At 44.7% G+C, this 12114-nt stretch carries 11 protein-coding genes; 6 read left to right on the plus strand and 5 right to left on the minus strand.

The window, feature by feature from the left end; genetic code table 11:
* Positions 1–115 precede the first annotated feature (115 nt).
* The 4 genes from Xish_RS09790 to rsmD form a co-directional block, all read right to left on the minus strand.
* On the minus strand, positions 116–2470 hold the full coding sequence (locus tag Xish_RS09790; RefSeq protein WP_099117705.1) for a zinc/cadmium/mercury/lead-transporting ATPase: 2355 nt from the start codon (positions 2468–2470) through the stop codon (positions 116–118).
* Between the two features lie 191 nt (positions 2471–2661).
* Entirely contained in the window at positions 2662–3288 is a 627-nt protein-coding gene (locus Xish_RS09795) for a lysoplasmalogenase (protein WP_099117706.1), read from the minus strand.
* Positions 3289–3501: 213 nt separating this feature from the next.
* The gene (locus tag Xish_RS09800; protein WP_099117707.1) at positions 3502–3783 is read right to left on the minus strand and encodes a DUF1145 family protein; all 282 of its coding nucleotides are present in this window, start codon (positions 3781–3783) and stop codon (positions 3502–3504) included.
* A gap of 41 nt (positions 3784–3824) precedes the next feature.
* On the minus strand, positions 3825–4403 hold the full coding sequence (gene rsmD, locus Xish_RS09805; RefSeq protein ID WP_099117708.1) for a 16S rRNA (guanine(966)-N(2))-methyltransferase: 579 nt from the start codon (positions 4401–4403) through the stop codon (positions 3825–3827).
* 227 nt (positions 4404–4630) lie between these two features.
* On the opposite strand from rsmD, the gene ftsY reads away from it, so the two are divergent.
* The 5 genes from ftsY (at position 4631) to Xish_RS09830 (ending at position 10152) form a co-directional block, all read left to right on the plus strand.
* Positions 4631–6178, plus strand: a complete 1548-nt coding sequence (gene ftsY, locus Xish_RS09810) for a signal recognition particle-docking protein FtsY (RefSeq protein WP_099117709.1) — start codon at positions 4631–4633, stop codon at positions 6176–6178.
* Positions 6179–6184: 6 nt separating this feature from the next.
* Positions 6185–6850, plus strand: a complete 666-nt coding sequence (gene ftsE / locus Xish_RS09815; protein ID WP_099117710.1) for a cell division ATP-binding protein FtsE — start codon at positions 6185–6187, stop codon at positions 6848–6850.
* Positions 6843–7817 carry a permease-like cell division protein FtsX gene (ftsX, locus tag Xish_RS09820; protein ID WP_099117711.1) on the plus strand — a complete coding sequence of 325 codons (975 nt, stop codon included), beginning with the start codon at positions 6843–6845 and terminating at the stop codon, positions 7815–7817. The genes ftsE and ftsX overlap by 8 nt, the downstream gene beginning before the upstream one ends.
* A gap of 213 nt (positions 7818–8030) precedes the next feature.
* Complete coding sequence (gene rpoH, locus Xish_RS09825) at positions 8031–8888, plus strand: RNA polymerase sigma factor RpoH (protein ID WP_099117712.1); 858 nt, start codon at positions 8031–8033, stop codon at positions 8886–8888.
* 130 nt (positions 8889–9018) lie between these two features.
* On the plus strand, positions 9019–10152 hold the full coding sequence (locus Xish_RS09830) for a glycerate kinase (RefSeq protein ID WP_099117713.1): 1134 nt from the start codon (positions 9019–9021) through the stop codon (positions 10150–10152).
* 56 nt (positions 10153–10208) lie between these two features.
* On the opposite strand, the gene Xish_RS09835 is transcribed toward Xish_RS09830, so the two are convergent.
* On the minus strand, positions 10209–11435 hold the full coding sequence (locus tag Xish_RS09835; protein ID WP_099117714.1) for an MFS transporter: 1227 nt from the start codon (positions 11433–11435) through the stop codon (positions 10209–10211).
* Between the two features lie 140 nt (positions 11436–11575).
* On the opposite strand from Xish_RS09835, the gene Xish_RS09840 reads away from it, so the two are divergent.
* Positions 11576–12049 (plus strand): MarR family transcriptional regulator, encoded by a 474-nt coding sequence (locus Xish_RS09840; protein ID WP_099117715.1) that lies wholly within the window; start codon positions 11576–11578, stop codon positions 12047–12049.
* Positions 12050–12114: the final 65 nt, after the last annotated feature.

The following is a 12114-nucleotide window of genomic DNA, read 5'->3' on the forward strand; positions in this document are numbered from 1 at the left end:
ATCACCTCGCTGGATGCCATATTTCTTTTTCCTTTAATAGCAATCTTATGTCATTCATGATAATTTTGAAAAGGTGCAGAGTATTAACATGCACCTTTTCGATTTGTTTCATGTATTATTTCTGCGTTTTATTCCTCAGTAGCCGAACTGCGTTTGCTGTTACTAATGCAGTAGCTCCCGAATCGGCCAGTACCGCCATCCATAGTCCGGTAATACCCAGTAGGCTCGTAATAAGAAATATCGCCTTTAAACCTAACGCAATGGTGATATTTTGACGGATGTTATAATGGGTTGTTCGAGACAAAGCGATAATTTCAGGTAAACCAGTCAGTCGATTATGCGTCAGGGCAGCATCGGCTGTTTCCAGAGCAACATCAGTACCACTGCCCATAGCAACACCGATACTGGCGGCTTTCATGGCTGGGGCATCATTGATGCCATCGCCGACCATCATGGTGCGGTGTTTTTGGTTCAACTCTGTGAGCGCTTTCACTTTATCTTCAGGCAACAATCCTGCGCGATAATCAATGCCCAGCCGATTCGCGATGGCTGCTGCTGCACGGGGATTATCTCCTGTTAGCATTATTGCCTCGACACCTTGTTTTTTCAGGATACGGATAGCGTCTATGGCATCCTGACGCAAGGTATCTTGCATTGCTATCAGTCCCATAAATTGCCCGTTCCGAGTGACAGCAACCGCTGTTTTTCCACTGTTTTCCAGCTCAGTGACTCTCTGTTTCCATTGCTCGGACAAGGTATTTTCCGACAATCTTCCAGGGGCTGCGACGAGAATTCTCTGTCCCGACAATTGCCCTTCTACGCCAATTCCTGCAAGTGCCTTACGATGTTCAGCTTCAACAATTGTCACGTCTCTATTTTCTGCGGCATGCAAAATAGCTTTTGCCAGTGGGTGATGGGAGCCACTTTCTACGGCACCAGCCAGTGCCAGCAACGTTTCTGCACTGATATTGTCTACCGGCTCAATTTCAGTAACCTGTGGTTTTCCTTCGGTTAAAGTTCCGGTTTTATCCAGTGCAATTGTGCGCACTGAACCAAGTTGTTCCAGGGCAGCCCCACCTTTGATTAGGGAACCGCGACGGGTTGCGGCGGCCAGTGCGGAAGTAATGGCGGCAGGTGTCGAAATGACCAGAGCGCAAGGACAACCAATTAACAGCAGAGTCAGGCCACGATAGATCCAAGTTTCCCATGAGCCGGCAAAAAACAGTGGTGGGATCAATACCATCAATGTTGAGAACAAGATAATCAGTGGCGTGTAGATGCGGCTGAACCGGTCGATAAAGCGTTCAATCGGTGCCCTGCGTTCTTCTGCTTCTTCAATCAGTTGCAGGATGCGGTCAATGGCACTGTGACCAGGTTCCGAGATCACTTTCATCTGTACAGCGCTATCGACAGAAAGACAACCCGCGGCGATTTTCTCTCCTTGCTGTCGTTCAACCGGAACAGATTCACCGGTCAGGGCACTTTCATCAAAACTGGCAAATGGGCTGAGTAGTTCGGCATCGGTAGGTAAGCGAGCACCTGGGGCGATTTCAATGATATCACCTGGCCGCAGATCAGCCGCTGGCACTGTTTCCTTTTTTCCATCTTTAATCAGTAAAGCTTGCTCAGGTACCAATGCCATCAAAGCACTGACGCCACGACGTGCGCGTCCGGCGGCATAGGATTCTAGGATTTCCCCCAATTTGAACAGGAGAATAACCATTGCCGCTTCTGCGGTGGCATCAATAAACAAGGCACCAATGGCAGCAACACTCATCAAAGTTTCAATGGCAAAAGGTGTGCCGGAACGGATAAGCTTGATGGCTTTGGTTGCTACCGGATATAGCCCAATTAATGTAGTGATGATAAAAGCGACCTGCCCTGTGGGAGCATTGATTTTTGATATTCCCCAACTAACGAACATCAAGACGGCCAGAATCAAGATGGGGGAAAAAGTCTTCCAGTGATTGACCTCTGGAGGCAATTTAGATGCCGAACTTGCCTCCTTGATTTCAAAACCGGCTTGTTTTACCGCTTGTTCAACAGCAGCACGAATATCAGTATCGGCATCGACCACCAGTTTCTCTGTTGCAAACAGAACCTTGACCTGCTTGGCTTCTGGCAATTTTTTCACGGCATTTTCGATCTTTCCTGCACAGCTCGGGCAATCCATACCCTGAATAGTCCAATTAAAACGCTGTCTCGCTGTTAATTCGATGAGAGCGTTGTCCCGTATGGCATGTGCATGATCGTGTGAACAGTGTGCGCTGCTACTTTCATGAGAATGCGCAGTGCCAGTAGAGCAACAAGAATGGCTATGATTTGTCGCAGGAGAGTTATGTGAATGCTCGTGGCTGTGATGTTGATGTGAATGCCCACTTACATTATTGGCGATATTTTGGTGTTCATCTTTCTGGAAAGATAAAGAATTGTGCTGTGATTGCTTATGTTTTTTGGACGTGGTTAACATAGGCGACCTCTTAACGAGAGCTAATTTTAATCATTAGCATTAACTCTACACTTTGGAGTGAACTCCAGAGTCAAATTTAATAGAGGAATTCTTTTGATGATTTGTGCTATTTAGAAATAAGGTCTCATTATCAATGTCCTTCCTCTTGATGTTATTTGCGCTTCAACCTCTTGGTTAGTAAGGGTAAGCTATCATAGGAAGAGTGAACGAATAATCAAAAAATGTCCGATAAAACCACAGGTAGCAACAATCGCTTTTGACAGTTTAAAAGGGAAGCGATACTGGGCAATGATATTGATACTGTGTGCGAGGAGTAGCAGGATTGCGCCAGCAATGACAGAAAATCGGCTGTCGTTGCTGAGGGAAAAATATTGTTCTCCGGCAACCCAAACCATCAGTAGTGCCATAACAAAGCTATCTACCACCCGCCAACGCATATTATCCAGACGAGTCCAGACTGTCAGTATGACCACAATGCCAACGACCAGTAGGATCACAGGCAGCGGGAAGAAGAAACTGAAACCCATATGTAAGGCAAAACTGATGGTATATAACAGGTAACTCAGGAACAGCGTGATAAATGAGAAGAGTAGGTACTTACTAGGAAGCATACGAAGCGCATCAGAGAGCAGGGCAATAAGAAGCCCCGCAATGATAAGGTAACCTGAAACCTCAAGATTGGGTGCCTGACAGGCCCATAATAATAGAAGCAGCATAGTGACAGGGCGGAAAACCCATTGCTGCCAGTTGGTGCCACGATAGGCAGCATCAATATATAACCACCCAGAAAAAAACACCGCAAGAAATGGCCAACTCATATTTTTCCTTTCCTTAAAGTTCAAAGCCTGTTTTGTCAGGCAATTTTATTTATGAGGGGTTGGTGCGAAGAATATCTTGATTTATCGATATTAATTCATTATTAACGAACAATTAACGTTTTATTATCAAAAACAAAGAACGTCAATGAGTAAATTAAGCTAATTACTCATTGACGAAGGAAGAAAATAAGATGAGTCACGGGGTATGTGAAGTTATTTTTTCTCCCGTTGTTTCTCTTTTTGTTGTTTTTTCTGCCAAGACAATAATTCAAAGACACCAAAAAAGAAGATCTTGGTCTGGAGAAAACCAGACAGATTTTGATCTTTAGGCTGGGAGTTTTTCAGCAGCAGTAACTGAAAAGCATGCATGATTACCGTAAATACCATTGCAATATCCATAAAATATCTCAATGGCTTAGGGAATGGGTGAAACAAATTGAAGATCATGATACCCCAAACTAAGATCATGATCGCTCTTCCTAATAGAATAAACATCATCGACTCCAAAATCGTGTTTAAGTCATTCAAACACCAGATTACTGATGGCGAATATATAACCGATAAGCAACTTGTCCGGCGGTTTTTTCCCGATGCAGTTGCCAGTTTGGGGGAACTTCTGTCGCAGCAGATTCTGCTTCTGCCTCAACATAAATCCAACTCTCTTCTGCTAGCCAGCCATTGGCTTCCAATAAATTGATTGTTTCAGTCAACATCCCCTTGCGGAATGGAGGATCGAGGAAAACTACATCAAACGGTGTTCCGGTGCCGTTAAGGTATTGTAGTGCATTACCTTGTACTACATCGGCATTTTCAGCTTTCAGTAGGGCTAAGTTAGCCGATAGTTGTTTCGCGACATTGCGATCGTATTCAATTAAGGTAGCGTGACTTGCATAACGAGATAAAGCCTCAAATCCGAGCGCTCCGCTACCTGAAAAGCAATCCAGACAACGAGCACCCTGAACCACTGGCATAAGCCAATTAAAAAGTGTCTCGCGGATGCGATCTGTTGTTGGACGCAGGCCATCACTATCAGGAACCGGCAATTTTCTCCCGCGCCATTTTCCGCCAATAATGCGGATTTGTCCCAAAGACGCGTTCTGTGGTTTTTTAGTCATAATTTACATAACTTAAATATTTGTCATCCGACGCTGTTAAATGATATCTGGCGAAGACAAAAAGTGAGTGAAAACGGAGATATCCATTGATTAATTTACCACGAAATCCTCTATAGATATGTGTTGTGGTGTGATGAAAATGTTAGACTGGATTAATTATCGTTAGAACCTATCTCAGTAGATATAACAGCACCTATCTAACTTAACCGCGAGGAGTGTAGTGGCCGATGGCAAAAGAGAAAAAAAGAGGTTTCTTCTCTTGGTTTGGACTTGGTCGTCAAGATAAGAAGCAGCAAGAGGAACAAGCTGAACAAGAAAGAGTGGCTGCGGAAGAAGCGGAACAACCGAGTTTAGCGGAAGAAGCCGCCCGTCGCGCGGCAGAAGAAGCGGAGCAGCAGCGTTTAGCGGAAGAAGCCGCCCGTCGCGCAGCAGAAGAAGCGGAGCAGCAGCGTTTAGCGGAAGAAGCCGCTTGTCGCGCGGCAGAAGAAGCGGAGCAGCAGCGTTTAGCGGAAGAAGCCGCCCGTCGCGCAGCAGAAGAAGCAGAGCAGCAGCGTTTAGCGGAAGAAGCCGCTCGTCGCGCGGCAGAAGAAGCGGAGCAGCAACGTTTAGCGGAAGAAGCCGCCCGTCGCGCAGCAGAAGAAGCGGAGCAGCAACGTTTAGCGGAAGAAGCCGCCCGTCGCGCAGCAGAAGAAGCAGAGCAGCAGCGTTTAGCGGAAGAAGCCGCTCGTCGCGCGGTAGAAGAAGCGGAGCAGCAGCGTTTAGCGGAAGAAGCGGAGCAGCAACGTTTAGCGGAAGAGTTGGCTCGTCAGGCAGAAGAACAGGTGGCATTACCTAAGGAACAAGAGCGGCCAACTAAAGAAGGATTCTTTGCTCGTCTGAAACGCAGCTTAGTTAAAACTCGTCAAAATCTTGGTTCCGGCTTCTTAGGACTATTCCGTGGCAAGAAAATTGATGATGATCTGTTTGAAGAGCTGGAAGAACAGTTATTAATTGCAGATGTGGGCGTTGAAACTACCCGTAAGATTATTACTAACCTGACAGAGCACGCCAGCCGTAAAGAGTTGAAAGATGCGGAGGCACTTTATTCTAAACTGAAAGAAGAGATGTCAGCCATTCTGGCGAAAGTTGATAAGCCGCTGGAGATCGAAGGCAAATCACCTTATGTCATTCTGATGGTGGGAGTGAATGGTGTTGGTAAAACGACCACGATTGGTAAATTGGCACGTCAATATCACTCTCAAGGCAAATCCGTCATGCTGGCGGCTGGGGATACCTTCCGAGCAGCCGCAGTAGAACAGTTACAGGTTTGGGGAGAGCGCAACAAAATCCCTGTGATTTCCCAACATACGGGTGCAGATTCAGCTTCAGTGATTTTTGACGCTATCCAGTCAGCCAAAGCTAAAGGTATTGATGTCCTGATCGCAGATACCGCAGGGCGTTTGCAGAATAAATCTCATTTAATGGAAGAGCTGAAAAAAATCGTTCGAGTGATGAAAAAACTGGACGAAGAAGCTCCTCATGAAATTATGCTAACTCTGGATGCAAGCACAGGTCAAAATGCCGTAAGTCAGGCTAAACTATTCCATGAAGCTGTGGGATTGACGGGTATTTCACTGACCAAACTGGATGGTACTGCGAAAGGCGGAGTTATTTTCGCGATTGCCGACCAATTTGAGATCCCAATCCGCTACATTGGTGTGGGTGAAGGCATTGAAGATCTCCGTCCATTTAAGGCAGACGATTTTATTGAGGCTCTTTTTGCCCGAGAGGATTAACTATCAATGATTCGCTTTGAACAGGTCAGTAAAGCCTATCTGGGAGGGCGGCAGGCGCTGCAAGGGGTGGATTTTCACCTGCTTCCAGGAGAAATGGCATTTTTAACCGGTCACTCAGGAGCCGGTAAAAGTACTCTTTTAAAACTTATCTGTGGTATCGAACGCCCCAGCGCAGGCCATATTTGGTTTTCTGGCCATGACATCAGCCGACTAAAATCCAGAGAAATCCCATTTCTACGCCGTCAGATCGGCATGATTTTTCAGGATCATCATCTGCTTTTGGATCGCACCATATATGAGAATGTCGCTATGCCGCTGATCATCTCAGGAGCAAGTTCGGAAGACATTCGTCGACGGGTATCTGCGGCGTTGGATAAGGTCGGCTTACTGGACAAAGCGAAAAATTTCCCCATTCAGCTTTCTGGAGGAGAACAACAGCGTGTAGGTATCGCCCGCGCAGTGGTGAATAAGCCAACAGTCTTGTTGGCGGATGAACCAACGGGAAATTTGGATGGGGCATTATCAGAGGGGATCATGCGTCTGTTTGAAGAATTTAACCGAGTTGGTGTGACGGTTCTGATGGCTACCCATGATACTTCCCTCATTGAACGAAGACATTATCGTATCTTGACCCTAAATCAGGGACGCATGCAAGGAGGACATCATGGCTAAGCATGTCCGTCATTCAGCGAAAAAAATACAGTCCCCAAAATCCAAGTCACTAAAAGGGGGATGGCATGTACAGTGGCGTTATGCGTGGAAAAGTACTCTGTCCGATATGCTCCGCCAACCACTGGCAACATTGCTGACTGTTATGGTAATAGCTATTTCCCTGACCTTGCCGAGTGTGTTTTATATTGTTTGGAAAAATGTCGATCAAGCTGTGATGCAGTGGTATCCGATCCCACAACTCACGGTTTATTTGGATAAGTCATTGAATGACAATAGCGTCAAACAGGTAATTGATCAGTTGAAAGGCATGGATGGCGTGAAATCGGTAAATTACCTTTCCCGTGACGAAGCCGTAAACGAATTCCGTGCATGGTCAGGCTTTGCCAGCGCACTAGATCTGCTGGAGGAAAACCCGCTGCCGGCAGTTGCTATAGTCTCTCCTAAATTGAATTTTCAGGACGCTCAGGCGCTAACAACATTGCAAGATCAAGTTGCGCAGATTAAAGGCATTGAAGACGTCAGGATGGATGATAGCTGGTTTGCCCGCTTGACCGCATTGGCTAACCTTGTTGGCAGAATTGCTGCCGTGATAGGTATCTTGATGGTGGTTGCGCTGCTCTTGGTCATTGGTAATAGTGTCCGGCTGAGCATCTTTAGCCGTCGTGAGACGATTAATGTTATGAAGCTGATTGGGGCAACGGATGGTTTTATTTTGCGTCCTTTTCTTCATGGTGGAGCCTTATTGGGAATTTTGGGAGCAATATTCTCCCTGATCCTCTCCTCCCTGCTGGTGTGGAAACTTTCCAATGTAGTCACGGAAGTGGCAAGTATTTTTGGAACAAGCTTTATATTGCATGGTTTGGAGTGGGATGAATCACTCTTATTAGTGCTTATTTCGGGTATGATTGGCTGGATTGCTGCATGGTTTGCGACAATTCAGCATTTACGTCGTTTTAGGCCGGAATAAAGGTGTTGCTGGACTTGCCAGTGAACTGATGGGGTTAATTGTTGTCAAAGTCACAGTTATGGTTTTGTATTGATATCCACACAACTGAGACGATTTGAATATGATCTCGATGGTGGTAAAATAGACGCCGTTTTGGCTTGAATAAACCTTATTGGTTAACTCAGGCAAACCTAAAAAGGCCATCAATTTGGATCTAATTTTGAGAGAATTTGAATGACAAAAGAAATGCAAACTTTGGCATTAGTTCCACAAGGTAGTTTGGAAGGGTACATCCGTGCTTCCAATGCTTATCCTATGCTTTCTGCAGAGGAAGAGAAGGAACTGGCAGAAAGGCTGCATTACCAGGGAGATCTGGATGCAGCGAAAAAGCTGATTCTTTCTCACCTGCGCTTCGTTGTTCATGTTGCCCGCAGTTATGCCGGTTATGGTCTGCCACAGGCGGATTTAATTCAGGAAGGTAATATTGGCCTGATGAAAGCGGTTCGTCGATTTAATCCAGAAGTGGGTGTGCGTCTGGTTTCTTTTGCTGTTCACTGGATTAAGGCAGAAATCCATGAATATGTATTGCGTAATTGGCGTATTGTGAAGGTCGCAACGACAAAGGCGCAGCGTAAACTGTTCTTTAATTTGCGCAAGGCTAAACAACGTCTGGGATGGTTCAATCAGGATGAAATTGAACTGGTTGCCAAAGAATTGGGCGTGACCAGCAAAGATGTCCGAGAGATGGAATCCCGTATGTCAGCGCAGGATATGGCATTTGATATGTCTTCTGATGATGACAATCTTGATAGTCATCCTGTGGCTCCGGTGCTGTATTTGCAAGATAGGGCTTCTGACTTTGCCGATGGCATTGAAGAAGATAACTGGGAAACTCACGCTGCGGATAAACTTTCTGTAGCGATGGAAGGGCTGGACGAACGTAGCCAAGACATCATTCGTTCTCGTTGGTTGGATGATGACAATAAAACTACCTTGCAAGAATTGGCAGATAAATATGGTGTATCTGCTGAGCGTGTTCGACAGCTAGAAAAAAATGCCATGAAGAAATTGCGACTGGCGATTGAAGCGTGATTTCTTAGCTGAGTAAAACTTTCTGGATTAAAAAGCGATAATTTGTTTATCGCTTTTTTTATGCGCACAAGATAGTTAGCAGTGAACAGCAAAATAACCATCAGTGTCAGAGAGCCGAGGAAATTCCATTATGAAAATTGTGATTGCCCCTGATTCATTTAAGGAAAGCCTGAATGCCTTGCAGGTGGCGCAGGCAATAGAGCGGGGATTTAAGGAAATTTATCCACAAGCAGACTATATCAAGCTGCCTATGGCTGATGGCGGAGAAGGGACAGTAGAATCACTGGTGGCTGCAACCGGAGGAAAACGTATCGAATGTACTGTCACTGATCCTTTGGGGCAACCTGTTAAGGCATTCTTTGGTTTGCTTGGCGATGGAAAAACCGCGGTGATTGAAATGGCTGCCGCTTCTGGTTTGCATTTGGTGCCAATAGAACAACGTAACCCTTTGATAACGACAAGTTATGGAACGGGAGAATTAATTTTGGCTGCGCTGGAACAAGAGGTACACAAACTGATTTTAGGCATTGGAGGCAGTGCAACCAACGATGGTGGCGCAGGTATGATGCATGCACTTGGTGCGAATTTATTAGATGGTGACAGTCGTATTCTGCCATTCGGCGGTGCGGCATTAACTCGGCTGGAAGGTATTGACTTAACGCATCTTGATCCACGTCTCAGGCAAATTGAACTTATCGTGGCTTGTGATGTGAATAACCCATTATGTGGTGAGCAGGGAGCATCAGCGGTATTTGGCCCACAAAAAGGCGCGACACCGGAGATGGTTAAATCGTTAGACTCTGCATTGCGTCATTATGGTATGAAAATAGAATCCTTAACGGGAAAAAGCGTGATTGATGCTGCTGGTGCTGGCGCGGCTGGAGGGATGGGCGCATCTTTATTGGGATGTCTGGGGGCAAGATTACAGTCAGGTATTGAGATTGTTATTGAAACCTTGCAACTGGAAGAAGCGATTCAGGGTGCGGATCTGGTTATTACGGGGGAGGGGCGTCTGGATAGCCAGACCATATACGGTAAAACCCCCATTGGTGTTGCCCGCGTTGCGAAAAAATTTGGCATTCCCACCATTGCGTTAGTTGGGGGAATGAGCCGAGATTATCATGTTGTACATCAACATGGGCTGGATGCAGTCTTTTCCATCATACCGGAGGCTTGTTCCCTTGCTGATGCCCTTGCCAATGGTGCCGATAATTTGCAGGTAACGGCACGGAATATTGCAGCGATTTGGGCTATTTCCCATTAAATACTACATTTTTTAGTTTTTTTAATTTGGTAGTCTTCTTCCTTGTTTTATGAGCGCTATCGCCGTTTACTGTGCTGTTGAGTCATCATGGTAGTGAAACCGATAGATACCGCAAATAACAACGCTCCCATTAAAAATATCCATTCATAGCGGTTATTGAATAACAAGAAACTGCCAACCATTGGACCAATAGCCATTCCCATATATCGAATAAAATTATACAGTCCAATCACAGTTGCCCGTTCTTCCACAAATGTTGCTAGCAGTAGAGTGGCATGTGTAGGTATCGATATTCCCAGAGTGAAACCGTATAAAGCCGTGACAATGATTACCGTGGGAATGCCGAATTGATATGTGATGGAAAATAACAGGACTAAAACCAGATTTAGCAAACTGCTGATAATCAGGCCATTTATCTTAGATAACCGATGATGGAGTAAACGATAGCTATAGTTGCCAACAATCATTGCCAATGAAATGGGAATGTACATCCAACCAATATCAGCAGGGCTGAAATCATATTCATTGTTTAAGATGATGGGTAAAAAAGTCAAAAAGCAGAAATAACAATAGAACAGCATAAAGCCAATACAGAAAACGGATTGCGCGATGCGATCTGATAAAATCTGACTGAACTGCAAGAGCACCCTTTTGGTATTTGCTGACTGTTTTGGCTTATTTTCTGGCTTATTTTCTGGCTTAATTTCGGGTTTAGTTTCGGGCAACCAAAGCAAATTACTGATAAGTATTAACCCACCAATAACAGCAACAAATTGGAAAATTGCAACATATCCGTTTAATTCGGTTAAATAGCCGCCGAGTAATGGCCCCAAAGCAGGCGTCAGCGTTAACAACATCTGAGAAGTACTGATGGCTTTGGCACGATGTTGCCCTTCATACAGATCACCAATAATTGTCGCTGTAATCACAGGAATAGCGGCAATCCCAATAGCCTGAACTATTCGAAAGGCAATCAGCCAATAAATATCGGAAGCCATTGCACAACCAACAGATCCAATAACGGAAATAGTAAGAGCAGGAAGTAAAATAGCTTTTCGGCCTTTACTGTCTGCTAATGGACCATACACGATTTGCATAATAGCTAAAGCAAATGTGAATGCTGATACAGTCAGGTTTACTAAAGGCAGAGGGGCATTAAATAATTCCTGTATGGCAGGAATAACAGGAGCATAAATATTTTGTGCGAGAGAGCCTGACAGAGCACTGAAGCATACTAGGTAGAAGATCATTTTTACATTACGATTTAGGTTAAATCTATTCATCTTTTTTTCTCCACATTGTTTCCAAGGAAACAATGTGTGAGATTAATAAATAGGGAGATTTTGTAAAGATCTTTTTCTGCTTTTTTTGTTATGATGCCAAAAATATTTTCCTTGGAAACATTATTTTGGAAAAGTCGTAAATGAATAACAGTATAGTTCACCAACGTGAGATCCTTGCCGCAGTTAACCACTTGATACATCTAAGAGACGATGCTAAGAGAAGGAATAATGAAGAAACACTTCGTGAATATGGGCTGAGTGGCTATTCACTGTCTGAATTACATGTGATCCAGTGTATCGGAGAATCGGTATTATTAAATATTACAAATATCAGCCAAGCGCTGGGAATGACTAAGGGTGCGATCTCGAAAATCTGTGCAAAACTTCTTCAGCGCTCTATCGTTGAAAGATTGAAAATGGTAGATAACCAGAAAGAGACCTATTTCAGTCTCACTGACGAAGGGAAACAAATTTTTGCTGCTCATGAAAAACTACATCAGCAAGCAGAAGCAAGATGGTTGCAAATGTTGGAAAACTATTCGCCAGAAGAGTTGATCACCATTAAGCGATTTATTACCGATATATCGCATATAATGGGGCATTCTCGATCATGAAATGCCGCAATATAGAGTGGCATGACAAGAATAAGAAGCCTGAATGGAATAATTGAAATCAGTAA

The sequence above is a fragment of the Xenorhabdus ishibashii genome, from assembly GCF_002632755.1.
GTDB lineage: Bacteria > Pseudomonadota > Gammaproteobacteria > Enterobacterales > Enterobacteriaceae > Xenorhabdus > Xenorhabdus ishibashii.

Coding starts and splice junctions, on each gene's coding strand:
- ftsE (WP_099117710.1), top strand. CDS start 6,185: ATGATTCGCTTTGAACAGGTCAGTAAAGCCTATCTGGGAGGGCGGCAG.
- Xish_RS09835 (WP_099117714.1), bottom strand. CDS start 11,435: ATGAATAGATTTAACCTAAATCGTAATGTAAAAATGATCTTCTACCTA.
- rsmD (WP_099117708.1), bottom strand. CDS start 4,403: ATGACTAAAAAACCACAGAACGCGTCTTTGGGACAAATCCGCATTATT.
- Xish_RS09800 (WP_099117707.1), bottom strand. CDS start 3,783: ATGTTTATTCTATTAGGAAGAGCGATCATGATCTTAGTTTGGGGTATC.
- Xish_RS09840 (WP_099117715.1), top strand. CDS start 11,576: ATGAATAACAGTATAGTTCACCAACGTGAGATCCTTGCCGCAGTTAAC.
- rpoH (WP_099117712.1), top strand. CDS start 8,031: ATGACAAAAGAAATGCAAACTTTGGCATTAGTTCCACAAGGTAGTTTG.
- ftsX (WP_099117711.1), top strand. CDS start 6,843: ATGGCTAAGCATGTCCGTCATTCAGCGAAAAAAATACAGTCCCCAAAA.
- Xish_RS09830 (WP_099117713.1), top strand. CDS start 9,019: ATGAAAATTGTGATTGCCCCTGATTCATTTAAGGAAAGCCTGAATGCC.
- Xish_RS09790 (WP_099117705.1), bottom strand. CDS start 2,470: ATGTTAACCACGTCCAAAAAACATAAGCAATCACAGCACAATTCTTTA.
- ftsY (WP_099117709.1), top strand. CDS start 4,631: ATGGCAAAAGAGAAAAAAAGAGGTTTCTTCTCTTGGTTTGGACTTGGT.
- Xish_RS09795 (WP_099117706.1), bottom strand. CDS start 3,288: ATGAGTTGGCCATTTCTTGCGGTGTTTTTTTCTGGGTGGTTATATATT.